The sequence below is a fragment of the Sphingomonas sp. AC522 genome (assembly GCF_979258125.1).
This window is the reverse complement of sequence record NZ_OZ409836.1, coordinates 2400064-2424402: the sequence shown is the minus strand read 5'-3', so window position 1 is coordinate 2424402 and position 24339 is coordinate 2400064. Positions and strand designations below refer to the sequence as shown.

Here is a 24339-nt window from a genome sequence, read left to right as displayed (position 1 = left end):
TCCGTTTCGCCCATTCTAATCGCCCCGGTCCCCCAACTACGCGCCATCCTGCACCGCGCGCAGCTAATGGCGTCTAAAGGCGCATGGTTAAGGCTTGGCTTATGCCGCCTGCTTTTGGGTGCGGCGTCGTGACGCCAGACGATCCGGAGCGGGCGCTAGCGCTCAGCTATGCGGGCGAGGGGCGGGGGACCCTGGCGGCGTTACTCGCGCTCGACGATGCATTGGCCACACTGCTGCGGACCACACGAGAGCCTGCCTTGGGTCAGATGCGGCTGGCATGGTGGCGCGAGGCCCTCGAGCGGCTCGATACGGCGCCGCCGCCCGCAGAGCCTGTGCTCAGGGCAATCGCTGCCGACGTCATGCCCCGTGGAATTTCAGGCGCCTCACTGGTGCCTATCGTCCATGGCTGGGAAGTGCTGATCGAAGAGGACCAACTCGATGCCGACGCACTTCGCCGGTTCGGCGAAGGCCGGGGGGCGCTGTTTGCCGTCGCCGCGCAGGCCATGGGTGCTGAGGCCGATCCCGCGATAGCTGCGGGGCAGGGCTGGGCACTGGCTGATCTCTCACGCAATCTCGGGACGGCAAACGAAGCTGCTGAGGCCCGGCGGCAGGCCGAGGCAATGCTGGAAAGCGCTACCACGGCCCGGTGGACCCGTCAGGGCCGCGCATTGGGCGCGCTCGCGCATCTCGCGCGGATGGATCTGGCGCTACCTCCGGGAAACCCGCCCGCCACCGGGTCCCCGCGCCGGGTCGGGCGGCTGCTCTGGCATCGATTGACTGGACGATAGCCGTCAGACCGCGCTAGCCTGACGTCAAGACGGCGGAGAACAGGCCATGTGGCGGTATTTCGTGGGCGCGGGCGCGGCATTGCTACTGGCAGTGGCGGGGATGTTTATGTTTCGCGGCGGTGCGGCGCCCATCCGGCTGGTCCCACCTCCACCACCTGCCGCCACGGCCGATGCTTCGGATGAGGGGCTACCCGAGGAAGCGCCCTCGGCGTCCGCCAAGACCCGCGAGCAGAAGCGTTTCGACCGCTACGACAAGGATCGGAATGAGGCGATCACGCGGGACGATATTTGCTGTCACGCCGCAAGGCCTTTGCCAAGCTGGACAAGAATGGCGACGGAAGGCTGGGCTTCGAAGAATGGGCGGGGAAAACGGTCGTGAAGTTCGCCGGGGCGGACAAGGACAAGTCCGGCGCGCTTACTCGAGAGGAATTCCTGGCCACCGCACCCAAGCGCAAACCCGCCAAACCCAAATGTGCGTGTCCAAAACCCGCGGCCCCCGCGGAAGAGGGCGAGGACTAATCAGTTCTTGCAATGTAGGATTTGGCCTGCTTGGCTGAGCCGGTCGGCATTGCCGCTGCTCTTTGAATCGCTGCTTGGAAGTAGGAAAAACGCGTCCTCAGTGCGAACATTGGGAACATTCGCATTCTCTTCACGAGACCGCGTCTTTGATTCAGGCTGCCAGCCACTCCGCAAATGCATCGCGCGCACGCGACGTGTAAAGCAACTTGCGGTCCGCCTTCTTGCTCTTGCCCGGGATGGGCGGGAACAGACCGAAATTGACGTTCATCGGCTGATAGGTCTCAACCTCTGCCTCCCCGGTAATGTGTGCGAGCAACGCCCCGAGCGCGGTGGTCCGCGGAGGCGGCGACAGTGTCTTGCCGCCGAGCTCCGCCGCGGCGAAGCGGCCGGCCAGCATGCCGATCGCGGAACTTTCGACATAGCCTTCGCAGCCCGTGATCTGGCCGGCAAAGCGGATATTTGGCCGCGCCTTGAGCCTTAGCGTTGGGTCGAGCAGTTCGGGGGACTTGATGAAAGTGTTGCGATGGAGGCCGCCAAGCCGCGCGAACTCGGCATTCTCAAGCCCGGGAATCGTACGGAACAGAGCGACTTGCGCTCCATGTTTCAACTTCGTCTGGAAACCTACGATGTTCCACAGCGTGCCACTGGCATTGTCCTGGCGAAGCTGGACGCAGGCATAGGGCCAGCGACCGGTCCGTGGGTCATCAAGGCCCACCCCCTTCATCGGCCCGAACCGCGGCGTGTCGACGCCGCGCTCGGCCATCACTTCGATTGGCATGCAGCCCTCGAAATACGGGACGTTTTCCCATTCCTTGAATTCAGATTTTTCGCCGTCGAGCAATCCCTGGATGAAGGCGAGATACTGTTCCTTGTCGAGCGGGCAATTGATGTAATCCTTGCCCGTCCCGCCCGGCCCGACCTTGTCCCAGCGCGACTGGTACCAGGCGACGCTCATGTCGATGCTCTCGAAATGAACGATCGGGGCGATGGCGTCGAAGAAGGCGAGGCTGTCCTTGCCGGTCGCGCTGCCGATGCTCTCCGCCAGGCCAGGGGCCGTGAGCGGGCCGGTGGCGACGATGGTCAGGCCCGCATCGGGCAGCGAATCTACGCGCTCGCGGACGATCTCGATGTTCGGGTGCTCCGCCAGTGCCGCCGTGACGCCATCGGCAAAGCCGTCGCGGTCCACCGCCAGCGCTGAGCCGGCGGGCACCTGATGCTTGTCGGCTTGCGCGAAGATCAGCGATCCAAGCTGCCGCATCTCGGCATGCAGCAGGCCTATTGCATTGCGCTCGGCATCATCGGAGCGAAAGCTGTTCGAGCAGACCAACTCGGCCAGACGGTCGCTCTGATGCGCGGGAGTCATGTCGCCGCTGCCGCGCATTTCGGAGAGGCGGACCTTGAACCCGGCTTGTGCGAGCTGCCAGGCGGCTTCGGAACCAGCGAGGCCACCACCGATAATGTGAACGTCATATGTCATTGCCGAAGCAGATAGCGGGGCCGCGGCGGGATGACAAAGGTTGCGCGTGCGTTATGGTCCGGCCATGCGCCTTCGCCCGATCGACTTGCTTCTCCTGCTCGCGCTGATCGCGGGCTCAACTTATTATGCCGACCACTGGCTGGAACTCGACGGGCCGCTGGCAATCGCCTGGAAGGGCTCCGGTGTTGGCTTGCTCTCGCTCTGGGCATTTGCGCGCGGACGGCCATGGATCGGGCTGGTGCTGGCTTTCGGAGCGCTGGGGGACGTGCTGCTCGATGCCGTCAGCCTGACTGTCGGCGCTGTGGCGTTTCTGATGGGGCACATCCTCGCGGTCGGCTTCTACTGGCGGAGCCGCGGAGCATCGCCGCTTATTGCGATCTGGATCGCGCTGTCGGTCTCCCTGGCGTCATATCTTCTCTCTGGCGATCTGGGCGTAGCGCTCTACGGCCTTGGCCTGGGAGCCATGGCTGGGGCCGCGCTCATCAGCCGATTCCCGCTCGCAACCGTTGGGCTGGGCGCGATGCTGTTCGTCTTGTCCGACCTTTTCATTTTCGCGCGGCTCGGGCCCTTGGCCGGGTCCCAATTGCCCGGACTGCTTATTTGGCCGACCTATTTCGCCGGTCAGGCGTTGATCGCCTGGGGCGTAGTTCGGAGCCTTGCGCGTGAAGATTTACACGATCGGCTATGAAGCCACGACGATGAGCGAGTTCATCGCGGCGCTGAAGGCCGCGGGCGTCGAGCGCCTGATCGACGTGCGCGCGCTGCCGCTATCGCGCCGGCCGGGCTTTTCGAAGAACATCCTTGCCGCCAGCATCGGCGAGGCGGGCATCGAATATGTCCACCTCAAGAATCTCGGCACGCCTAAGCTCGGCCGCGATGCGGCGAAGAAAGGCGACGTCGCGACGCTGGAGGCGGTGTACGAAACTCAGCTCGGTCTGCCCGAGGCGCAGGCCGAGGCCGCGCTGATGCGCGCGCTGGCGGCGGAGAAGCCGAGCGCCTTGCTGTGCTACGAGCGGAACCCGGAGCATTGCCACCGCACTCTGCTGCTCGAGGCCGAGGGCGAAGGCATGGAAGTGGTGGACCTTTATCCCTGAGGAGAGATGCATGATCGATCATGTCGGCTTCGCGGTGAGCAATCTCGCCGCTTCCAGGACATTCTACGAGGCGGCGCTCGCGCCGTTGGGCATGACACTGCTGATTACCGTTCCGCCCGACGTGACCGAAGCAGGTGGCACGGCGCTCGGCTTCGGCAAGGACGCCAATCCTTTTTTCTGGATCGGCGACAATGAGCGGGTGGGGCAGGGCACTCACATCGCCTTTGCGGCGGACTCCCGCGCCGAAGTCGATGCCTTCTATGCCGCGGCGATGGCGGCCGGTGGCACCGATCACGGCGGGCCGGGTATCCGCGCGCACTATCACCCCAATTATTATGGCGCTTTCGTTCTCGACCCCGACGGGGTCAACATTGAGGCTGTGTGTCACCGCGCCGAGTGACGCCGTCAGCTTAGGAGGGATCGGCTGCCTTCCACTTGCCCGGCTGGATACCCTCCAGCGTCCAGTCGCCTATGCGCCAGCGGATCAGCCGAAGCGTGGGCAGCCCCACCGCGGCGGTCATGCGGCGGACCTGGCGGTTGCGGCCTTCGCGAATGGTGAGGCGGAGCCAGCAATCGGGGATGCTCTTGCGCACGCGGATCGGGGGATCTCGGGGCCAGAGCTGAGGATCGTCGATGCGCTCGGCTTCGGCGGGGAGGGTGAGGCCGTCCTTCAGCTGGACGCCGCGGCGGAGCCGGTCGAGCGCCTCCTCCTGCGCATCGCCCTCCACCTGGACGAGATAGGTCTTGGGCATCTTGAACTTCGGATCGGCGATGCGGGCTTGGAGGCGGCCATTGTCGGTGAGGAGCAGCAGGCCTTCGCTATCGCGGTCGAGGCGGCCGGCGGGGTAGACATTCGGCACATCCACGAAGTGCGAGAGGTTCGGGCGGTTCTGCTCGTCGGTGAACTGGCAGAGGACGTCATAGGGCTTGTTGAGGAGGATCAGCATGCCATGCTCGCCGCGACTGCCTCGGCGACCTTGATGCCGTCGACCGCGGCGGAGAGGATGCCGCCAGCGTAACCGGCGCCTTCACCGGCGGGGAACAGGCCCTTCACGTTGAGGCTCTGGAAATCATCGCCGCGGGTGAAGCGGACGGGGGAGGAGGTTCGGGTCTCCACGCCCGTCATAACCACGTCGGGGTGGTCGTAGCCGGGGATTTGCTTGCCGAAGGCCGGGATCGCCTCTCGCATCGCCTCCACGGCAAAGGCGGGGAGGCACTGCGCCAGATCGGTTGGCGTTACCCCCGGACGGTATGACGGCACTACGCTGCCCAAAGCCTCGGACGGTCTACCCGCCAAAAAGTCCCCCACTCTCTGCGCTGGCGCCCGGTAATTCGAGCCGCCGGCTACGAACGCCAGTTCCTCCCACTGGCGCTGGTACGCGATGCCGGCCAGTGGGTCGCCGGGATAGTCGCGGGCCGGATCGATGGCGACGACGAAGCCCGAATTGGCGTTGCGCTCGTTGCGCGAATATTGGCTCATGCCATTGGTGGCGACGCGGCCTTCCTCCGATGTTGCCGCCACCACCGTGCCGCCGGGACACATGCAGAAACTGTAGACCGTCCGCCCGTTCGAGCAGTGGTGCGAGATGTGATACTCGGCCGCACCGAGGATCGGATTGCCCGCATCCGCTCCGAACCTGGCCTTGTCGATCCACGATTGCGGATGCTCGATCCGCACGCCGATCGAGAAGGGCTTGGGCTCGACATGGACGCCTGCCGCCATCAGCATCGCGAAGGTATCGCGGGCGCTGTGGCCGATCGCCATCACGACATGGTCAGCTTCCAGATACTCGCCATTGTGGATGTGCAGTCCGCGGACCTGTCCGCCCTCGATATCCAGCCCCGTCACCCGATGCTCGAAGCGATACTCGCCGCCCAGCCCCTCGATCGTCTCGCGAATGCTCTCGACCATCGTCACCAGCCGGAAGGTGCCGATATGCGGGTGCGCCTCGGTCAGGATCTCCGGCGGCGCGCCGGCCTTGACGAACTCGGTCAGCACCTTGCGGTCGAGGTGCCGCGGGTCCTTGATCCGGCTGTAGAGCTTGCCGTCCGAAAAGGTGCCCGCACCGCCCTCGCCAAACTGGACGTTGCTCTCCGGATTGAGCACGCTCTTGCGCCACAGCCCCCAAGTATCCTTGGTCCGCTCGCGCACGACCTTGCCGCGATCGAGGATGATCGGCTTGAGCCCCAGCTGCGCGAGGATCAGCCCCGCCATCAGCCCGCATGGGCCCGCGCCGATCACCACCGGCCGTTTCACGCCCGCCGGCAACACTCGCGGCACGATCTTGTAATGCGTGTTCGGCGTGCGCTGGACGTTGCGGTCGCCGCGGAAGCGGGCGAGGACCGCGTCCTCGTTCTTCACATTGACGTCGACCGAATAGACCAGCCGGATATTGGCCTTGTCGCGAGCATCGGCGGCACGCCTGGCGACGACATGCTTGATCAGATCGCGCGGGGTGATCCGCAGCCGCTTGCACAAAGCGGCGGGGAGCGCCTCGTCAGGATGGTGGAGCGGCAGGCTCAATTCGGTAACGCGGAGCATCGCGGCGCTTTAGCGGGGCGGAGGCCGCGCGCCAATTGTTGGCGCTCGCCGCCTTGGATTCACAGTTTTCCCGTGAATCGTGAAATTCCATTGCGTGCTGGCGCATCATTATAACAGCAGCACGCGGGGCAGATTGCGCTCGAGCGGCGGCGGCAGCGGGCGGGCGTTGCGCTCGGCAAGGGTACGCGGCGGAGTGCCGGCGGGGCGGAAGGGATCGCGCAGCCCGGCATGGGCCGGGCCATAGATGCGATCGAGCGCGCGCTCGTGCTTGCGCCCGGCGCGGCGCGCTTCGGCCTCGTCGGCGTGGCGCAGGCGGCGCTCGGCGGGGGTTTCGGGCGGTTCGGGCCAGCGCGGCGGCCCGAGCCGCAACCACCCCTCGATCCGCTCGGCGAAATGCGCCGTCCTCTCGCAGGCGCGGATCTGGTGATCGCCCGAACGCTCCTCGCGATAGCGCCGGAATGCGCCGAGCGCAGTGATCGCGAGACGCATATTATATTTTCGCTGCCAGCCGATGATCGCGCCGCGGCGGATAACCGGCACCTGCTCGCCGCCCAGCGCCGCTGGTGCCGCCACTTCGATCTGATGATTGATGCCGCACTCCAGCGCCTCATCCCAGGCCGCGGCGAAGCTGTAGACATAGCCCGGCCCCAGCGACGCGGCCCGCTCCGGCGTCATCGGTACATCGGACCAATTGGAATAACGGCGCCTGACGATGGTGCGCAGCGCATAGGCCGAGCGCGGCGACATGCCGACCGAGCGCGCGGCATGGCTGACGACGCCGGTGCGGGCGAGGGTGGCGATGAAGGCGATCTGGCGCATCGGTGTCCAGCCATTGGCGTGGACGCGGCGCGGGATGTGCGGGGTGAAGCGGAGGAGAACGTCGCGGGGTTTGTTGGCCATGTGCCGGGCTCCGTGATTGTGAACGAACAGGGAACATGGCATAGGCTGGGATATGTAGGACAGGTATTTTAGCGCGACGGGCTCTGGTGCGCGGCCGCGCGGGAGGGGGAGGGCGGCCTTGCGAGCCGCCCTCCCGATTTTTCAGTTGTCGCGATCGAAGCGATCGGCGCGCTCGCCGAGCAAGGTGACCTCGACGCGGCGATTGAGGCGCATCCCCTCGGGCGTGTTGTTGGTGGCGACGGGCTCGCCTTCGCCATGTCCCTCGACGCGGAAGCGCGCGCGAGTCACGCCCATCTCGTCGAACGCAGTGCGCACGCTCTCGGCGCGGCGTTCGGACAAGTCCTGGTTATGCGCATCGGTGCCGCGCGAATCGGTGTGGCCGATGATCGCAACGCGGACGCCGGGATTGGCGCGCAGATAGCCGGCAAGCGCGCGAAGCTTTTCGATCGCGCCGGGGCGCAGATCGGCGCTGTCGGTGCGGAACAGCACGTCTTCCTGCATCGTCATCGTCGCGCCGAGCGAGGTCTGGCGGAAGCGATAGTTGCGCATCGCGCTGCGATCCCAGCCACCGCGGTCGCCAGGCTGAACGACGACGACTACGTCGCGCGACGACCAATCGAAGGCGCCACGGCCCGGACGGGCGATGCGGATGAAGACGCGGTTGGCTTCCTCGGCCTCGCGGCGATTGATCCGGCCATCGCGGTTGTCGTCGAAATTGCGCATGACGAAGGCCCGGCCGCGATTGGTGTTGCGTAATTCGCGGTGGAGAAGGGGGACGCCGGCGCCCTGCAGCCGATATTCGCGATCGCCGGAGCGGCCGCCGGACCAGTCCCAATTGCGCTCCTGCGCGAGGGCGGGGGTGGCGGTGACGAGGATTGCCGCGGAGGCGGCCAATGCGCGGAGCGCGTGTTTGTGAAGGTTCATGTTTTCTCTCCTTTGGCCCCCGCCATGGATGGGATGTGGCGCCGTGGCGTTGAACGGGGGGTGAGGAGGGGTGACAGGGTAGGTTCAGGGGCGGGGGAAGGGGGTCGGCGATGGGGGCGATCTGGCGTCGTCCTGCGGCGTGCTGGTGGCAGGGGGATGTCGGGGGTGTAGGGCAGGTACGTCGAGGCATCACAAACGATCGAGAGGACCGCCTAGGTTTCTAGAACCGCATAATTCGGAAGATAGCGATAGAGCCTTTCGAAATTCTCGGCCTCTTTTTCAGGAATCGACCCGAGATCGACGGGTTGGTCAGTAGGCATTTGAGCCTCTAGCAGCCGGAACTCGCGTGTCGTTATTTTTGGTACTTTGATCTTGAAGACCGACCTGTCTTGATGAACGAAAGGCAAGGAATCGAAATCGCAAGCTCGATAGGTGTTCAGATCCGAGGTAGCGCAAAAGATGCCGACTATCGTAGTCATCAGAACGCCGTCCGCATAATCGAACGAACATATCGGGTGGAAAACCATCTCGGTCTCTTCCTTCCGACTGCGAGCGACCAAAGCGTCCTCGAGTTCGGACGCAAGCAGGGATCGGCTGAGATCTGCAAACGGCGATCCGATAAGATCTAGGCCGTCCAGCCCTTCGGGTACACGAGCGCGGGCGAATGTACTCTTGAAACGCTCGATGGCTGTTCGTCCCGTTTCATCACTATCGGTTTCTTCTTGCGCGAGTTCGCGCGCGCTCTCAGCACGCACCGTCACTGCAAGTATGGATCCAGACGCAACGCTACGGGCGACGGTTCGCATATCCAAGAGCATGCTACTCGAAAGCGCGTCATCGTAGTCTAGCCAAATCAGACAGCGTCGTTCGAGATCAAGCTTCGGCAAGACCGCTTCGGAACGGCCTGGAGCGAGTTCAATGCGAAATGGGGCATTGTCTTGAACCCGTTGAAGAGCCTTTTTCGCACTCTCGATCGAGATCATATCTCTAATTCCAAGCGAGCGGTGAAAGAGAGTAAAATCCGCAAACCACACGGAGCCCATTCCAACGTAAAGGTAGTCTTCGGGAGGGCCGAACGGCGCCACTCTTCGGAACACGTCCCGCAACATTCGGCGTTCGGCGTATTTCGCCGGGCGAATCGAATAATCGATCCGATCAAAGCTACCGGACATCAGTCCGCCACCCGCTGATAAGCCATGTCGAAAGTCTTTTCGCCGACCGCTTTTGCCGATGATACTTTGAGCGCACGCTTCAGCGCCTCAACTTCATCTACCTCGCGCGAATATTGAATTTTCGTATAACGTACGACCTCGTCCAGATCCTCGAGCGCCGGAACCGAAAATTCTGCAGCCTGGGGCAACCGCTCCACTTTCACTAGAGGAGTTTCAACCAAAGCCTTGTTCATCGGGCTGCGCTCGCGGGTGTGCTTTTCGATGTCAGCATCTAGGATGTTCAGGAAATCGATAACCGGCCTCATCAACTCCATCATGTGCTCGCGTGCATCTCGCCAAACGGCATTGTCGGCGTCGATATCCGTCTTCGTGGTGTTCCACGGTACGCGCGCGGACGAATCCGAATCGAACATTGCGATCCCACGAAACCTCGAATACTGGCCATGAAATTTCGGGTTACGAGTCTCTCCGAAAACTTGACCCCACCCGGTTACGTCTCTCGTATCTGCTTCTAGGACAATGCGACCGTTACAGATTACGTACCACCCTGCACCCGCTGGCGATGATGCACCCACACCCGCTATCAGCTTTACTCGGACGGGATAAGGATCGTCAGGCTCGTAAACGTTCGACCAAATCGCGGGAACAAACTCCGGGCCTGAAAATAGAGTCAAATCCAAGGGTTGGACGCGAGTGCCGTTTACGAAAATGGCTAACCCTTGCGCGATGAAACTGCGATGTTTTGACTTAATTAGGGCGATTAGTTTGTTTTCAAACTGCTGAGAGCCAAAGGTTAGCCCGACCGAAAATTGCAATGGTGCTACAACAATTTCCGTTCCGGGGTTGCTTGCAGAGATCGCTCCTTCGGGAGCAAAACTCGACCAGTCAAAATGCCAGCCTGGGGCTTCGAGCCATTCGGCGACTGGTACATCGATCGCCCAACTTTCGGTCGGCGTTGCAGACAAAACCCGGAACTGCTTCCCGAATTTGAATAGGGCCCGCTTCATTCCCACGCCGAACTGCCCAATCGAACCGGCAGGCCGCGCCCCGGCATCCTCTCGTCCGAATCGAAAGGCATGTTGCCGCGCGGTCTCGCGATCAAAACCACCACAGTTGTCTTCAATGCGAAACTCGGTGCGACTCAGCATTATGCGAACGTAATATGGTTCTAGGGGAGCTGCCGTATCAGGACCGGGATTTCGGCGCGCGCCGTCGACGCTGTTGTCGACCAAATCGAGCACGGCCTGATCGAGGGGGATATCCTTGGTAAACATCTCCACGAAAAACCGCTTCGTAGGTTCTGCGTTGATCTCGTTGCCGTCCGGCTGAGTAGCCATTTCATCTCCCCCAATCTTTCTAGCGCCGCTCAGAATGACGCACGCAGACTTTCAAGCAAGCTAAAGTTATTCCGCTTTACAAATCACCAAATTTTGCAAATTTGTGTGAAGTGCCACTCCGTCGTGAGTTTCACACTCCCAAACGGTGGCGACCCGCCATCCCATCGCCAGCAGTTGTGCGGTCACCTTAGCGTCGCGAGAGACATTCGTCTCGAACTTGTTATTCCAGAATTCTGTTCGGGATTTCGGCATTGACGCCTTGGGGCACCCTTGGTGGCGGTGCCAAAAGCACCCGTGGACGAACATCACAACCTTATATTTAGGAAATACGAGGTCGGGCTTTCCGGGCAGATCCTTGCGGTGCAAGCGGAAGCGCAAGCCTAAGGCATGGGCCGCTCTGCGGACCCGAATTTCCGGCGAAGTATTCTTGCTGAGAACCCGCGACATCAGCCAAGAGCGACGCTCGGGGGAGAGACGATCAATCAGCGCTCTACTCAGCTGCTTCGGCGTAGATATCGGAGACGTGCGGCGCTTCCACGCGCAACTCCTTAGCAAGAAGAGTAAGTCCAAGCCGATCTCGGAGGGCTGCGAAGATCGCCTCGGCCATAATCGGCGACACGCTGTTCCCGATCATGCGGAAGCTGTGCCAGACCGTAGGATGGAACAGGTGGGCGTCGGGGAACCCTTGGAGGCGCGCACCCTCTCTCACGGTAATCACGCGATTTTCGTAAGGATGGATCGGACGTACCGATTGGAACGAACCAAGATCAGACCCTGTACCCGCGCGGAGCGTGGGGCATTGCCCCCCTAGCTTGAGACGGGGATGCCGTCCAATCTTGTCCATCTGTCCGTTGCGCACCCTGGCGAAGCGAGCCACGACCGTCGGCGAATGCGCCGTCTGGCGATGACTAGTGAAAGTTCGATCGGCTGTGCGAAGGCGCTTGGCATAAGCGTTCGCAGACCCGCGCTTTTTAATGCGCCAGCGATCGAAACCAGGGAGGTCTTCGTCGTCGGGTAAGGCCTCGACCTTCATCAAATCCGATAATGCGTCCCGCACCGTCGCGGGCTCGCACCGGCGAGCCAGAAGGTCTTCGCGGCGAAACGGTCGTGCCCAATCTTTTCGCACGCCGACGACTATCATGCGATGCCGCTTGGTCGCCGCACCGAACTCGGAAGCGTCCCAAATCTCCGGATCGAGCAGATCGTAATCGTCGCTGACGAGCGCCAGCGCGGCGTCTAGCACCGGCCGCGCGTCTGCGTATGCAAGCCCGCGGACATTTTCCATAACGAAGAAGACGGGCTTAAGCTCGGCGACGATCCGAAAGAAATGGCCGAGCAGGTTACGGCGCGAATCATTGGGGTCGCGCTTTCCGATATCGCTGAATCCCTGACACGGCGGACCACCGAAAACGCCGAAGACTTCGCCGCCTACATGGTCGCAGACCTCGTCGCCCGTCAGCGTCGCGACGTCGCGATGATGAAGAGCGGTGCCTGGGAAGTTCAACGGGTACGAAGAGGTAAGGATCTTGTCGAGATCATAGGCAGCAGCGACCTCAAAACCAGCCGCGTGTGCGCCCCGCGAAAAGCCCCCGGTTCCGCAGAACAGCTCTATCAGTTTCATCGTAGCGACTTACCCCATCGCCGATGCGGCGACAATATAGCAGAGCCCGTAGCGAATACCTTCGCCGTGCCGTCTAACTAAGCCGCCTCCGGCCGCCTCGGCCGCATTTCCTCATTCAGCATCTCCGCCAGCAAAAACGCCAGCTCCAGCGACTCCCCCGCGTTCAACCGTGGGTCGCAATGCGTGTGATAGCGGTCGGCCAGGTCCAGCTCGGAAATATCGATCGCGCCGCCGGTGCATTCCGTCACGTTCTGGTCGGTCATCTCGGCGTGGATGCCGCCGGCATAGGTGCCCTCGGCGCGGTGGACGGCGTAGAAGCCGCGGACGTCGAGGATGCGGTCGAACGGGCGGGTCTTGTAGCCGTTGGCGCCTTGACGACGTTGCCGTGCATCGGATCGCAGCTCTCCACGGCGCCGCTCCCTTCCGGCCATTCCACAGGCCCCTGGCTCCGGAATAACCCTTAGATTTACGGAGTTTAAACGACGCGCGGCTTAGGCGCCGGTCTTTGCTTTTGGGTCGAACAGTTTCATGTACGAAATCGAGACCAGCCACGTTGATCGTGTCATCTTTCTTCGCATGTTCGGCATCTTCGATGTGGACAGCGCGCGCGAGTGCGCGGCGGCGAAGGAGGCGGCGGTGGTCAGCCTTGGCCCTCCTTATGATATGCATTCGACGCTGGTGGATATTCGCGACTTCCGGATCCAGCCGCAGGAGATCTTCGCGATCTTCACCAACTTCGTCGCGGCGACCAAGCACAAATCGCGCAAGATCGCGATCCTGGGCGGGGAGGGGACGGCGCGCATGCAGTTTCGCCGGGTGGCCGAGCGCGAGCCGCTGCGGGACAATATGCGGTTCTTTACCGAGGCTGGCGAGGCGCGGGAGTGGCTTGTGGAAGGCGTGGGGTAGGGGCGAAGGGCGCGGGCAAAGCCCACGCTTCACGTCAGACGGGTCAGCCGGCGTAGCCGGCTGACCGCTGGCCGGGCTGTCGGCGAGTCCTGAATCAGCTCGCGCGGCTTCAGGCCGCCTCGGCCGGCCGCCTTAGCCGCATTTCTTCATTCAACATCTCCGCCAGCAGGAACGCCAGTTCCAGCGACTGGCCCGCGTTCAACCGCGGGTCGCAATGGGTGTGGTAGCGGTCGGCGAGGTCGAGCTCGGATATGTCGATCGCGCCGCCGGTGCACTCGGTGACGTTCTGGCCGGTCATTTCGGCATGGATGCCGCCCGCGTATGTGCCCTCGGCGCGGTGGACGGCGAAGAAGCCGCGGACTTCGGCGAGGATGCGGTCGAACGGGCGGGTCTTGTAGCCGTTGGCGGCCTTGACGACGTTGCCGTGCATCGGATCGCAGCTCCACACCACCGGATGGCCCTCGCGCTTGACGGCGCGGACGAGGGCGGGGAGGCCGGCCTCGATCTTGTCATGGCCGTAGCGGGTGATGAGGGTGATGCGGCCGGCGATGCGCGCGGGGTTGAGCGTGTCGAGCAGGCGCAGGAGCGCGTCGGGCTCCAGCGACGGCCCGCATTTGAGGCCGATCGGATTGCCGATGCCGCGCAGGAACTCGACATGCGCGGAGCCCTCGAACCGGGTGCGGTCGCCGATCCACAGCATGTGGGCGCTGGTGTCGTACCAATCGCCGGTGAGGCTGTCCTGGCGGGTCATCGCCTGCTCATAGGGGAGCAGCAGGGCTTCGTGGCTGGTGAAGAACTGGGTGGCCTTGAGTTGGGGGACGCTGTCGGCGTCGATCCCGCAGGCGGCCATGAAATCGAGCGCCTCGCCGATGCGGTCGGCGACGTTGGCGAACTTGTCCGCCCAGGGGCTGCGGCCCATGAAATCGTGGGTCCAGCGATGGACCTGGTGGAGGTTTGCGTAACCGCCGCCGGCGAAGGCGCGGAGGAGGTTGAGCGTGGCGGCGGACTGGCTGTAGCCCTGGAGCATGCGCTGCGGATCGGGGGTGCGGCCCTCGGGGGTGAAGGCGATGTCGTTGACATTGTCGCCGCGGTAGCTGGGGAGGGTGACGCCGTCGATGGTCTCGGTATCGGCGGAGCGCGGCTTGGCGAACTGGCCGGCCATGCGGCCGACCTTCACGGTGGGAAGCTTGGAGGCGAAGGTGAGGACCACCGCCATCTGGAGCAGCACGCGGAAGGTGTCACGGATGTTGTTGGGGTGGAATTCGGCGAAGCTTTCGGCGCAGTCGCCGCCCTGGAGAAGGAAGGCTTCGCCGCGGGCGACCTTGGCGAGCTCGGCGGTAAGATCGCGAGCCTCGCCGGCGAAGACCAGCGGGGGATAGGAGGTGAGGGTGGTGGTGGCCGCGTCGAGAGCCGCGGCGTCGGGGTAAGTGGGGAGCTGGAGGGCCTGGAATTCGGGCATGGTCCAGCTGTCGGGCGTCCATTTGGTGCCGCTCGGCTCGGGCGCGCGGGCGGCGACGTACCAGTCGGCATGGTGGGCGATGCCGTTGGCGGCGATCTGGTTGACGACCTGGGCGTTGGCGCGCTTGCCGTCTTCCTCCCAGCCCTGAACGGTGGAGCCGGGGGTGTCGTACCATGCGCCGAAAGCTGCGCGGGAGAGGGCGCGTTCCTCGCGGAAACGGCGGATCTTGGTGCCTGCTAGGGTTGTCATGGACATGCGCTTACCTTGATTGGGTAAATGGGCGCAAGCGATTTCACGGGTATGTCCCGAATTGGGTTAAGTTGACAGGGGTTAGCGGGGCGACCATCTAGCGGGGGTGTCGATGATTATGACCTTCCAGCGCTTCCGCGCGCATTCCGGCCAGCTCGCCGCGCGGGTCTAGCCCGGACTCCGCACGGCACTCGCCGCGGAGTGCCGGGCCCGAGCTGCACTCCTCGACACCTTTTGAAAGCGGAACCCGTGAACAGCACAAATATCGTGCGGGGCGAACAGCGCCCTGCGATCCATCTCGTCGATGCCGAATGTGACGCGCTCTACGCGCTTGCGCTGGCGATTCAGTCGAAGAAGCCCGAGCGGGCGGCGATGCTGATAGCCGAGCTCGACCGGGCGGAAGTGCATGCGGCAGCGGCGCTGCCCGCGGGTGTGGTGACGATGAACAGCCGCGTCGAGTTCGTCGACGAGGCCAGCGGCACGCGGCGGATTGTCGAGCTGGTCTATCCGCATGAGGCCGATATCGATGCGGGCAAGGTCTCGATCCTGACGCCGGTGGGGATCGGGCTGATCGGGATGACGGCGGGGAGGGCGATCCTGTGGCCCGATCGCGACGGGCATGAGCGGCTGCTGCGCATCGTCAGCGTCGCTGCGGCCGAACGTTGAGCGCGCCCGTGGAAGAGATGGCGCGATACCGCTGCACCGGGGACGATGGCACGCCGCTGGTAGTGGTCGAATACCGCTATATCTTCACGACCGAAAGCGAGGCCGGGGTGCGGCGGCATCCCGGGGCGGCGTGGCTGTCGCTGCTAAACGGCGAGCCGGTGCGCTATTTGGATGCGGAGACGTTCGAAGTGACGAGCAGCGGGGAGCTGCTGCGCCGGGCCTAAAGCCTGGGCTCGCGGCACCGCCACTCGACCGCGTGGAGCAGGGGCCCCGCGCGACGGACCGAAGCGATGTTCCAAGTGAAGCTGGCGAGCTTGCCGCCGGCCTTGTCGAGCAGCGTCAGCCTGGCCTGCTTCGCGGCCTCGAGGCGGGACAGCGAGGCGCGGCGGATGCCGAAGCGCATGCTGCCGTCCTGATCGGTGAGAAGGAGATCGGTAACGGCAGGGCCGCCATCGTCGAATTCGAGCCGGGAGGACGCCATCACGCCGCCGATCTTGTCGCGCGCGACGGTAAAGGCGGCGCCGCCCAGCCGTGCGCCGGTCTTGGTGCGGTTCGCGTCATACACCGGTGCGTAAAGGAGGAGCATCGTGACGCCCTTGCCCGTCTGCCCTGCGGGTTCGGCCTGCCAGCGGCCGGTCCAATAGCCGGTGGCGGTCTCCAGCCAGAGCTCGGGCAGGGCCTTGAAGCGGCACGATGTGGTGCCGTTGAACTCTTTCACTTCGATCCGGGTCTTGTCGGCTTCCTGGGCACCTGCAGGAATGGCGGGGAGCAGCAGGGCCAAGGCCAGCAATGCGCGCATCAGTCACCCCCTCGGTTGCAGCTCCACCGCGTGATACTCGGATATTCGGCGATGTCCTGCAAATCGCCGATCCAGAATTCATAGTTGCCCAGCCGCTTGCCGCGCCGATCTAGCAGGCGCACGGCGAGCACATCCGTGTAGCGCATCGCGGCGGCGAGCGCGGCACCGTCCTTGGGCACCAGCGTCCAGCGATTGGAGCCTCGCCAGGTGCGCGTCAGCTTCAGCGGGACGGGACTGCGCTGGCCATCGATAAGGGTGTGTACCGACGCCGCCCTGGCGATCGCCTTGGCGAGTGGCACTTCCACCATCAGGATCCGGCCCTGGGGCTCGGCCTGCGTGAAGCGGGCGTGGAGCCAGGCGTTGCCGTCGCGTGCCTTGTGCGCCCATTCGGCATAGCCATTCGTGCCGCCGCGATGGGGCTCGGTCAGATGCAGGTCCGGAACGGCGTTGAACTTGCAGCGGTCGCGGCCATCGGCCATCTGGCGCACTTCGATGACGCGTGTATCGACGCGCTGCGCCGAAGCGGGAAAGGCGAGCAGGCAAAGTCCGGCAATGGCGAGCAGGCGCATGGACGGTCCCTTCAATAGCCCGCGGCGAGATCGACTTCGTTCTTGAGCGGCCGACCTTCGAGGAATGCGTGGAGGTTTTCGACGAACAAGGCCGTGCCGCGTAGGAACATTCGCGTCTGGCTGCGGCCCGACAAATGCATCGAATGGATGATGTTGGGCGTGGTCCATAGCGGGTGCTCGGGCGGCAGCGGCTCGGGCGTGACGGTGTCGAGAAACGCACCGGCAATGCGACGCTTGGCGCATGCTTCGATCAGCGCATCCTGATCGATCAGTTCGCCGCGACCGACATTGATGATCCAGGCTGAGGGCTTCATCGCCTGCAATTCGGCCGGGCCGATCATCGCATGGCTTTCGCCGGTCGCGGGGGCGGCGAGGAAGATCCAGTCGAAATCGCCCAGCTTATCGCGCCATTGATCGGGTCCGATCGTGCCCTCGGCACCCGAGCGGGTGACGCCGGTGACAGTGACGCCGAAGCCGGCAAGCCGCTCGCCGATCAGCTTGCCGATGGTGCCATAGCCGATGATCAGGGCATTGGTTTCGAACAGCTCAAGCTTGCCCGGCGCATCCATCGGCCATTCGTGGCGATCCGCGGCGCGGACGACTTGATCGAAGCGCTTGGCCGCGACCAGGGCGCCCATTACGGCATATTCGGCCACGGTATGCGCGTTGACGCCCGACCCGTTGGTGACGCGGGTGCCGCGCGCCTTGAGCGCTTCGGTGTCGAGCGCGTCGAGCCCGGCATAGATGGTGGAAAGCCATTGCAGCTTGCCTGCGGCGGCGACGTTTCGCGCCCATTGGGTGGGAACGTTGTGATCGAGCCAGCCGATATCGGCGTCTGCCGCCATGGCCTCGGCTTCCTCGGCGGATGCGAACCAATGGACGTGGAGGCCGGGCGGGAGCTGGGGCTCAACCAGCGGGCGGGCGAGAGCGGGGAGGACGGCTTTCATCGTCCTAGGCTAGCGGGCCGTGGCCGGTTCGTCATCCCCGCGGAGGGGACCCAGGGTGGGCGAGCGATGTGCTGCTTGGCTCTAGGTCCCCGCTTCGTGAGGATGACGGTGCGGTTCGGTTCTAGCTATTGCGTTCGCCATCGCGCTCGCGGCGCGGGCGATCGGTAGCGCCGGGAGTCGGCGAGCCGCGGTTCCAGCCTGGGCGGTCGCCGCGGTCACGCTCGCCGCGTGCGGTCGGCGAGGGGCTGGGCGCGGGTGTAGGTGTCGCCTGCGGACGGTTGCCGTCGCGGCGATCGGGGCGTCCAGCATTGTCGCGAGCGCGGTCAGCACGAGTCCGCTGCTCGCGCGCCTCACGCGCGGCTTCGGTGGCTTCGCGGGTGCGGTCTGCGTCGGGAGTGCGGCCGCGGCCGTCGCGGTCGAACTCGCGGACCGGCTTGTCGCCCTGATAGGCAAAGGAGCGCCCTTCATGCTGGACGAAGAACGGCCTGTCTTCGCCGCGGCGGAAATAGGCGACATTGTCCCCGTCATCGTCGGCGGTGCGGACGATGCGGCCATCGCGCATCCACGCCCAGCCTTCGCCATGACGGATGCGCTGAATGCCGCGGCCTGCGCGGATTTCTTCCTCGATCTGGGTGGCGTCGGCGAGCGGCGCGGTTTCGGCGGCGGGGGCGCCGGCGGGGGCTTTTGGCACCGCGGGGACGGCGACAGCGGCGGCGTCGGCGGCGTTTTCGATCACGGGGGGTGCATCATCGTCGAAATTGTCGAGATCGGCGGCGTCACCGACATTGACGGCGACATTGTCGGTGGTCTGCGGGGTTTCGCCGTTGCACGCGGCGAGCGCGAGGGCGGTGGCGAGGGCGGTGAGGGGGAGGGTTTTCATCATGCTCTCCGAATTGCGGCGGGTGGACCGGTGGTTGGAGTGTGCAATGCGCGAGTGTCTGGATTTTCTCCGTGATCCTCCCCGGCACGGGGAGGCGGACCAGCCGCAGGCTGGTGGAGGGGCGTGCCCCGAAGGAGTCGCAATGGGGGAGCCCCCTCCGTCAGCGCTTCGCGCTGCCACCTCCCCGTACCGGGGAGGATCAGATAGCGGGCTTCCAGTCCCAGCCTAAAGGATCGCCGTCCATGACTTCGACACCGGCTGCCGTGAGCTCGTCGCGGATCGCGTCGGAGCGGGCGAAATCCTTTTCGGCGCGGGCGGCCTTGCGGGCTTCGAGCTGCGCGGCGATGTCGTCGGCAGTGAGGGCTGCGCTGGCCGGGCGGAGACGGAGGGCTTCGCGCGAGAGGTGAAGCAGATTGAGGCCGAGAACGTCGTCAAAGGCTTGGAGCGCTGCCAGCCGGTCGGCCAAGGACAGGCTCTTTTCGGCGAGCAGCTCGTCGAGGACCGGGAGAGCCCTGGGGGTGTTGAGATCGTCGGCCATGGCTTCGCCGAGGCGCTTGATCCAGGCTTCCGGTGCGGTGCCCTGGCCCTCGGCCTTGGCCTTGAGCGCAGTGACAGTCATCACCAGCCGCTTGAGGCGGGTGAGCGCGGCGGCGAGGTTTTCGGCGGAGAACTCCAGCTCGCTGCGATAATGCGCCTGGATGCAGAGCAGGCGATAGGCGAGCGGATGCACGCCGGCGTCGATCAGCGACTGGAGCGTGGTGAAGCCGCCCTTGGACTTGCTCATCTTGCCCTGGCGATCGACCAGGAAATTATTGTGCATCCAGAAATGCGCGCCGGTATCCGAGCAGCCGCAGAACGCCTGGTTCTGCGCGATCTCGTTGGGATGGTGTATCTCGCGGTGATCGATCCCTCCGGTGTGGATGTCGAACGGCGCGCCGAGATATTTGAGGCTCATCACCGAGCATTCGAGATGCCAGCCGGGTGCGCCTCTGCCCCAGGGCGAATCCCATTCCATCTGGCGCTGCTCGCGGGGGGGCGATTTGCGCCAGATTGCGAAATCCTGGGGGTGGCGCTTGCCGGCGACGGGATCGATCCGGCCCTCGGCGGCGTCGTCCTGCGAGCCAGCGAGGCGGCCATAATCGGTGACGGTGGAGGTGTCGAAATAAAGTCCGGTTTCTAGCTCGTAGCAATGCTCGGGCGCGATCCGCTTCGCGAAGTCGATCATTTCTTCGATATGATCGGTGGCGACCGACCAGCGGCTGGGCTGGCGGATGTTTAGGTCGGCGACGTTCTGCTTGAATGCGGCGGTATAATGCGCGGCGACGTCCCAGATGCTCCTGGCCTGGGCGCGGGCGGCGGCTTCCATCTTGTCGTCGCCGGCATCGGCGTCGCTGGTGAGATGGCCGACATCGGTGATGTTGATGACATGGGTGAGGGCATAGCCCTTCCACGTTAGCGTGCGGCTGAGCGTGTCGGTGAAGACATAAGCGCGCAGATTGCCGAGGTGCGCGTAATTATAGACCGTCGGGCCGCAGGAATAGACGCGGACGCCCTTGGCGGGATCGAGCGGTTCGAAGGGCTCGAGGCTGCGGGTGAGCGAGTTGTAGAGGGTGAGGCCGGACATGGGGCGGCAATAGCGCTTGCCGTCCGTGGTGCAAACCGGAGCCTCAATCCTCCAGCGCAGTCGCGATCATCGCGCTCCAGATCTCGGCGGGGCTTCCACCTGCGTCACGGCCGGCCTCGACCATTTCGGGCGTGGGCTCGCGGAGCGTCTTGAGCACGGCGCGGGCGCGGGGGAGTTCCTCGCGCCAGACGGCATCGACCATGCCGCCGGCGCTGGCGTCATCGCCCTGGCCGTTGATGCTGAGCGCCTCGGCGGCGATCACGCGGGCGATGCGCTCGACGGGCGAGGTGACAGAGATGTCGGTCATGAATGCTGCTCCAGCTTCGCGGATGTTACACCCGCGCAACGCCCGCGGCCCGGGCGCGTTCCGCTCAGGCTGCGAGGGGCGTGACGTAGGGCGGGCGGCGCAGCGCGCTGATCCCTGTGCTGGCGCCGGCGATGAGTGGGAGCGCAGTGGCGCAGAATGCGCATTCGGCGGTCATCCGACCGATCATCCACTGCGAGTTGCCGCAGCCGGGGCAATGGTTGGTCTCGTGCGGACGGTAAGCGACGCGATAGCCGGAATGCGCCTGGCGGATGCCGAAATCGTACATTCGTCGTCTCCCTAAATCGGAGAATCAACGGAAGTGAGTCGTGCTTTGTTCCGCAGCCGGGTCGGAACGCAGGCGATGAATCGTGTTTCACTGTCGATGAGTGACAGGATTACAACAGCCTGGATCAAGTTGCTGCAGGCAGTTGAGGTGAACGGAAGCTAACGGGCGCGTTCAGCATCGTTGCATGTGCGCAACTCTAGAACGGCATCAACGGGCAACCACTCTCGTCCCGGAGGAGAATGACGATGAAGACGCTTTTCGCAGCAGCACTGACCGCCACCGTCGCCCTCGCGGGCGTGAGCGCAACCCCCGCCGCGGCGCAGGACCGCTACGGCTATTCCAACTATGAGGGCCGGGGCGGATATGACCGCGGCTATCGCGACAATCGCCGCGGCTATGACAATTACGATCGCGGCTATCGCAACCAGCGCCAGTATCGCGGCAACCAGCGCTGCGGCAACGGCGCTACCGGCACCATCGTCGGCGGCGTGCTGGGCGCGCTGCTCGGCGGCGAAGTCGGGCGCGGCTCGGGCTATTACAACCAGCGCAGCGGCACCGGCACGATCGTCGGCGCAGGCGTCGGCGCGCTGATCGGCCGCGAAATCGATCGTGGCGACTGCAACAATAATGGCCGCCGCGGCTATCGTCGCTAAGCCAAGACCGAACGAATCGAAAGCGCCCGCGAAGCAATTCGCGGGCGCTTTTTCGTGTCCGGAAAGGATGGAGGCCCGACCGGGAATCGAACCCGGGTGCGAGGATTTGCAGTCCTCTACGTCACCACTCCGCCATCGGGCCATCCGGGCAGGTCGCGGGGAATGCGCAGGGCGCTCGCCGCCTGTCAACATTGCACTGCAAAAATTGGTTCTTACTTCGCTTGGCGAGCGGGCGCGCAAGCGATACAAGCGCCGGAACCAACAAGTGTATTGCATAGCTAACACGGCTGTGCGAGATAGCGGAGCAATGATGGCCCTTTCGCTCGACCCCGCGCCCGCCGCAGCAGATCGCGAGGCGATGCGCCATGCGATGGTGGCGAGCCAGCTGCGGACCAATGCGGTCAACGATCCGCGCGTGGTCGATGCGATGGCGCGCGTCCCGCGTGAGGATTTCCTGCCGCCCGAGCATCGCGGGCTTGCCTATCGCGACACCCTGTTGCCGCTGGCCGGCGGGCGTCGCCACAATCCGCCGCTGGTGATCGGCCGCCTGCTGACCGAGTCGCAAGTCCGCGTGACCGACCGCGTGCTGCTCGTCGGCGCGTGCGGCGGCTATGCCGCGGCGCTGCTGGCGCAGCTTGCCGGTTCGGTAGTGGCGCTCGAGGAGGAGCCGTCGCTGGCAGCACTCGCGCGCGAAGGGCTGGCGGGGCTGAGCAATGTCGAGCTGGTCGAGGGGCCGCTCAACGCCGGCTGGGCGGACAAAGGCCCTTACGATCTGATACTTATCGATGGCGCAGTGGAACACCTGCCCGGGGCGCTGGTTGCGCAGATCAAGCCCGGCGGGCGCGCTGTGTCCGGCGTGGTCGATCGCGGCGTTACTCGCCTTGCCGCGGGCCGCCGCACAGCCGGCGGCTTCGGCATGGTCGATTTCCAGGACATCGAGTGCGCAGTGCTTCCCGGTTTCGTACGCCTACGTACCTTCCAATTCTGATTTAAGAAGAACCAGACGATGCGATTTTCTTCTCTGCTCCTGGGCGCGAGCCTCACCGCGATCGCCGCGCCTGCCGCCGCGCAGACGACCACGACGCGCCAGGGCACCGTGCCCAATGTCGTGGTGACAACGGCCCCCACGCCGGCACAGGCCGCACCGCAGCCGACGACGACGCTGCGCGATGCGCTGGCCGCAACCTACAACACCAATCCCGACCTTCAGGGCGAGCGCGCCAACCAGCGCGCGAACGACGAGAATGTGCCGATCGCGCGTTCGCAGGGCCTGCCGAGCGTGGGTTCGACCAGCTCTCTCAGCCAGAGCGTGTATGATTCGGGGACGAGCTCCAACCCGCTGCTCAATTCTCCAAGCCGCCGTGGCTCGATCGGGCTCGATCTGTCGGTGCCGATATATAGCGGCGGTTCGGTTCGCAATTCGGTGCGCGCGGCGGAAACCCGCATCGAGGCGGGACGCGCCAATCTGCGCGGCACCGAAGCGGACGTCTTTACCCAGGCAGTCACGGTCTATGTCGACGTGCTGCGCGACGAATCGATCGTGCGGCTCAACCAACAGAACGTCCGCGTGCTCAGCGTCAACCTTCAGGCGACGCGCGACCGCTTCGAAGTGGGCGATCTGACCCGCACCGACGTGGCGCAATCCGAAGCGCGGCTTGCTTTGTCGCAGAGCCAGCTGCGCCAAGCCGAGGCCCGGCTGATCGGCAGCCGCGAGAACTACATCCGCGTGATCGGCTCCCCTCCCGGCGTGCTTGCGCAGCCCCCGGCACTGCCGAACCTGCCCGACGACGTGGTGGTCGCGGAGGATACCGCGCTCGCCAACAATCCCAACCTCGAAGCCGCACAGAAGGTGCGTGACGCAACCCGCTTCGACATCGATGTCGCACGGGCCAGCCGCTTGCCGCAGGTCAGCGTCGGTGTGGGTGGCGATTATTATAATTATCTCGGCTCGGTGCCCAGCCAATCGGCGATCGACCGCGATGGCTTCTCGACGACGCTGGGCGCGCAGGTGACCCTACCGATCTTCCAGGGCGGACGCCCGGCGGCGCTGGTTCGGCAGGCACAGGCGCGCCGTGCGGCCGCGCTCGAGGGCGTGACCTTTGCCGAACGCGGCGTGATCGCGCAGGCGCGTTCGGCCTTTGCGACCTACCAGTCGGCGCTGCGCGTGATCGAATCGTCGCGCATCGCAGTCGAAGCCAACCGGTTGAGCCTGGAGGGCGTCCGCGCCGAGAATAGCGTCGGCACGCGCACGATCCTCGACATACTCAACGCCGAGCAGGAACTGCTCAACTCGCAGGTTCAGTACGTGACTGCCGAGCGCGACGCCTATGTCGCCGGCTTCACGCTGCTGGCAGTGATGGGCCGCGCCGAGGCCGAGGATCTGGGGCTCGAAGGCGGGCCGCTTTACGATCCGGTGGCGAATTATAATCGCGTCCGCGGCAAGATCTGGGACTGGTCGGATGACAAGGATCCCGAGGCAGTCAGCACCAGCACGCGCGGGACACCGACGCAAAATCCGGATGTGACGGCGACGCCGCTCGACCCGCTGCTGCAGCGACCGGTTGACAGCACCCGTACAAATCCCTGATTGAGCGCGGCGGGGCTATTGGGGAGCAGGCTG

29 protein-coding genes, 1 tRNA gene and 1 pseudogene are annotated in these 24339 nt (G+C 64.6%); 12 read left to right on the top strand and 19 right to left on the bottom strand.

Annotation, left to right across the window (positions count from 1 at the left end; genetic code table 11):
* Positions 1-101 precede the first annotated feature (101 nt).
* The 3 genes from ACZZZM_RS12080 to ACZZZM_RS12070 are packed head-to-tail and all read left to right on the top strand — an operon-like array spanning position 102 to position 1307.
* A complete protein-coding gene (locus ACZZZM_RS12080; protein WP_463595341.1) occupies positions 102-788 on the top strand; it encodes a squalene/phytoene synthase family protein in 687 nt (228 codons plus the stop codon).
* A gap of 46 nt (positions 789-834) precedes the next feature.
* Positions 835-1167: a hypothetical protein gene (locus ACZZZM_RS12075; RefSeq protein WP_463596482.1), complete on the top strand. Its 333-nt coding sequence runs from the start codon at positions 835-837 to the stop codon at positions 1165-1167.
* Positions 1077-1307, top strand: a complete 231-nt coding sequence (locus tag ACZZZM_RS12070; RefSeq protein ID WP_463595340.1) for an EF-hand domain-containing protein — start codon at positions 1077-1079, stop codon at positions 1305-1307. The genes ACZZZM_RS12075 and ACZZZM_RS12070 overlap by 91 nt, the downstream gene beginning before the upstream one ends.
* 151 nt (positions 1308-1458) lie before the next feature.
* Here ACZZZM_RS12070 and trmFO read toward each other — a convergent pair whose 3' ends face one another.
* On the bottom strand, positions 1459-2784 hold the full coding sequence (trmFO, locus tag ACZZZM_RS12065; protein WP_463595339.1) for a methylenetetrahydrofolate--tRNA-(uracil(54)-C(5))-methyltransferase (FADH(2)-oxidizing) TrmFO: 1326 nt from the start codon (positions 2782-2784) through the stop codon (positions 1459-1461).
* Positions 2785-2830: 46 nt separating this feature from the next.
* Here trmFO and ACZZZM_RS12060 point away from each other — a divergent pair, with 46 nt between their 5' ends.
* Genes ACZZZM_RS12060 through ACZZZM_RS12050 form a run of 3 tightly spaced genes read left to right on the top strand, consistent with a single transcriptional unit; the run spans position 2831 to position 4278 of the window.
* Positions 2831-3472, top strand: a complete 642-nt coding sequence (locus ACZZZM_RS12060; RefSeq protein WP_463595338.1) for a lysoplasmalogenase family protein — start codon at positions 2831-2833, stop codon at positions 3470-3472.
* Positions 3447-3878, top strand: coding sequence for a DUF488 domain-containing protein (locus ACZZZM_RS12055; protein WP_463595337.1), 432 nt, complete (start codon positions 3447-3449; stop codon positions 3876-3878). The genes ACZZZM_RS12060 and ACZZZM_RS12055 overlap by 26 nt, the downstream gene beginning before the upstream one ends.
* A gap of 10 nt (positions 3879-3888) precedes the next feature.
* A complete protein-coding gene (locus ACZZZM_RS12050; RefSeq protein ID WP_463595336.1) occupies positions 3889-4278 on the top strand; it encodes a VOC family protein in 390 nt (129 codons plus the stop codon).
* A gap of 10 nt (positions 4279-4288) precedes the next feature.
* On the opposite strand, the gene ACZZZM_RS12045 is transcribed toward ACZZZM_RS12050, so the two are convergent.
* The 9 genes and pseudogenes from ACZZZM_RS12045 to ACZZZM_RS12005 all read right to left on the bottom strand — a co-directional run.
* Complete coding sequence (locus ACZZZM_RS12045) at positions 4289-4825, bottom strand: pseudouridine synthase (RefSeq protein WP_463595335.1); 537 nt, start codon at positions 4823-4825, stop codon at positions 4289-4291.
* Positions 4819-6420 (bottom strand): NAD(P)/FAD-dependent oxidoreductase, encoded by a 1602-nt coding sequence (locus ACZZZM_RS12040; RefSeq protein WP_463595334.1) that lies wholly within the window; start codon positions 6418-6420, stop codon positions 4819-4821. The genes ACZZZM_RS12045 and ACZZZM_RS12040 overlap by 7 nt, the downstream gene beginning before the upstream one ends.
* Positions 6421-6528: 108 nt before the next feature.
* Complete coding sequence (locus ACZZZM_RS12035; protein ID WP_463595333.1) at positions 6529-7320, bottom strand: hypothetical protein; 792 nt, start codon at positions 7318-7320, stop codon at positions 6529-6531.
* A 141-nt stretch (positions 7321-7461) separates the two neighbouring features.
* The gene (locus ACZZZM_RS12030; protein WP_463595332.1) at positions 7462-8244 is read right to left on the bottom strand and encodes an OmpA family protein; all 783 of its coding nucleotides are present in this window, start codon (positions 8242-8244) and stop codon (positions 7462-7464) included.
* Positions 8245-8456: 212 nt separating this feature from the next.
* Positions 8457-9416 carry an O-methyltransferase gene (locus tag ACZZZM_RS12025; protein WP_463595331.1) on the bottom strand — a complete coding sequence of 320 codons (960 nt, stop codon included), beginning with the start codon at positions 9414-9416 and terminating at the stop codon, positions 8457-8459.
* A complete protein-coding gene (locus ACZZZM_RS12020) occupies positions 9416-10753 on the bottom strand; it encodes an ATP-binding protein (RefSeq protein ID WP_463595330.1) in 1338 nt (445 codons plus the stop codon). Before ACZZZM_RS12020 ends, ACZZZM_RS12025 begins: the two co-directional genes overlap by 1 nt.
* Positions 10754-10819: 66 nt before the next feature.
* The gene (locus tag ACZZZM_RS12015; protein ID WP_463596436.1) at positions 10820-11236 is read right to left on the bottom strand and encodes a very short patch repair endonuclease; all 417 of its coding nucleotides are present in this window, start codon (positions 11234-11236) and stop codon (positions 10820-10822) included.
* 7 nt (positions 11237-11243) lie between these two features.
* Positions 11244-12374, bottom strand: a complete 1131-nt coding sequence (locus ACZZZM_RS12010) for a DNA cytosine methyltransferase (RefSeq protein ID WP_463595329.1) — start codon at positions 12372-12374, stop codon at positions 11244-11246.
* Between the two features lie 77 nt (positions 12375-12451).
* A pseudogene (locus ACZZZM_RS12005) lies at positions 12452-12798 on the bottom strand (3-deoxy-7-phosphoheptulonate synthase); the annotation flags it as partial.
* A 104-nt stretch (positions 12799-12902) separates the two neighbouring features.
* Between ACZZZM_RS12005 and ACZZZM_RS12000 the strand changes: the two are divergent.
* Positions 12903-13280 carry an STAS/SEC14 domain-containing protein gene (locus tag ACZZZM_RS12000; protein ID WP_463595328.1) on the top strand — a complete coding sequence of 126 codons (378 nt, stop codon included), beginning with the start codon at positions 12903-12905 and terminating at the stop codon, positions 13278-13280.
* Positions 13281-13389: 109 nt separating this feature from the next.
* Here the strand turns inward: ACZZZM_RS12000 and ACZZZM_RS11995 are convergent, their stop codons facing one another.
* On the bottom strand, positions 13390-14988 hold the full coding sequence (locus ACZZZM_RS11995; RefSeq protein ID WP_463595327.1) for a class II 3-deoxy-7-phosphoheptulonate synthase: 1599 nt from the start codon (positions 14986-14988) through the stop codon (positions 13390-13392).
* 249 nt (positions 14989-15237) lie between these two features.
* Here ACZZZM_RS11995 and rnk point away from each other — a divergent pair, with 249 nt between their 5' ends.
* Both rnk and ACZZZM_RS11985 read left to right on the top strand, forming a co-directional pair.
* Positions 15238-15654, top strand: coding sequence for a nucleoside diphosphate kinase regulator (rnk, locus tag ACZZZM_RS11990; RefSeq protein ID WP_463595326.1), 417 nt, complete (start codon positions 15238-15240; stop codon positions 15652-15654).
* Positions 15651-15878, top strand: a complete 228-nt coding sequence (locus ACZZZM_RS11985) for a hypothetical protein (protein WP_463595325.1) — start codon at positions 15651-15653, stop codon at positions 15876-15878. Before rnk ends, ACZZZM_RS11985 begins: the two co-directional genes overlap by 4 nt.
* Here the strand turns inward: ACZZZM_RS11985 and ACZZZM_RS11980 are convergent.
* The 7 genes from ACZZZM_RS11980 to ACZZZM_RS11950 form a co-directional block, all read right to left on the bottom strand.
* Positions 15875-16453, bottom strand: a complete 579-nt coding sequence (locus ACZZZM_RS11980) for a hypothetical protein (RefSeq protein ID WP_463595324.1) — start codon at positions 16451-16453, stop codon at positions 15875-15877. The two genes, ACZZZM_RS11985 and ACZZZM_RS11980, sit on opposite strands and share 4 nt — an antisense overlap.
* On the bottom strand, positions 16453-17022 hold the full coding sequence (locus tag ACZZZM_RS11975) for a hypothetical protein (protein WP_463595323.1): 570 nt from the start codon (positions 17020-17022) through the stop codon (positions 16453-16455). The genes ACZZZM_RS11980 and ACZZZM_RS11975 overlap by 1 nt, the downstream gene beginning before the upstream one ends.
* An 11-nt stretch (positions 17023-17033) precedes the next feature.
* The gene (locus ACZZZM_RS11970) at positions 17034-17969 is read right to left on the bottom strand and encodes an NAD(P)-dependent oxidoreductase (RefSeq protein ID WP_463595322.1); all 936 of its coding nucleotides are present in this window, start codon (positions 17967-17969) and stop codon (positions 17034-17036) included.
* Between the two features lie 121 nt (positions 17970-18090).
* Positions 18091-18849, bottom strand: a complete 759-nt coding sequence (locus ACZZZM_RS11965; protein ID WP_463595321.1) for a hypothetical protein — start codon at positions 18847-18849, stop codon at positions 18091-18093.
* A gap of 199 nt (positions 18850-19048) precedes the next feature.
* A complete protein-coding gene (gene cysS, locus ACZZZM_RS11960) occupies positions 19049-20473 on the bottom strand; it encodes a cysteine--tRNA ligase (RefSeq protein ID WP_463595320.1) in 1425 nt (474 codons plus the stop codon).
* A gap of 43 nt (positions 20474-20516) precedes the next feature.
* Positions 20517-20780, bottom strand: coding sequence for a hypothetical protein (locus tag ACZZZM_RS11955; protein WP_463595319.1), 264 nt, complete (start codon positions 20778-20780; stop codon positions 20517-20519).
* 64 nt (positions 20781-20844) lie between these two features.
* On the bottom strand, positions 20845-21066 hold the full coding sequence (locus ACZZZM_RS11950) for a hypothetical protein (protein WP_463595318.1): 222 nt from the start codon (positions 21064-21066) through the stop codon (positions 20845-20847).
* 239 nt (positions 21067-21305) lie between these two features.
* Here ACZZZM_RS11950 and ACZZZM_RS11945 point away from each other — a divergent pair, with 239 nt between their 5' ends.
* The gene (locus tag ACZZZM_RS11945; RefSeq protein ID WP_463595317.1) at positions 21306-21719 is read left to right on the top strand and encodes a glycine zipper 2TM domain-containing protein; all 414 of its coding nucleotides are present in this window, start codon (positions 21306-21308) and stop codon (positions 21717-21719) included.
* Positions 21720-21787: 68 nt separating this feature from the next.
* Here the strand turns inward: ACZZZM_RS11945 and ACZZZM_RS11940 are convergent.
* A tRNA-Cys gene (locus ACZZZM_RS11940) sits at positions 21788-21861 on the bottom strand.
* A 165-nt stretch (positions 21862-22026) separates the two neighbouring features.
* Between ACZZZM_RS11940 and ACZZZM_RS11935 the strand changes: the two genes are divergently transcribed.
* Together ACZZZM_RS11935 and ACZZZM_RS11930 are read left to right on the top strand one after the other, a co-directional pair.
* Positions 22027-22707, top strand: a complete 681-nt coding sequence (locus ACZZZM_RS11935; RefSeq protein WP_463595316.1) for a protein-L-isoaspartate O-methyltransferase family protein — start codon at positions 22027-22029, stop codon at positions 22705-22707.
* Positions 22708-22725: 18 nt separating this feature from the next.
* Positions 22726-24306, top strand: a complete 1581-nt coding sequence (locus ACZZZM_RS11930; protein ID WP_463595315.1) for a TolC family outer membrane protein — start codon at positions 22726-22728, stop codon at positions 24304-24306.
* Positions 24307-24339: the final 33 nt, after the last annotated feature.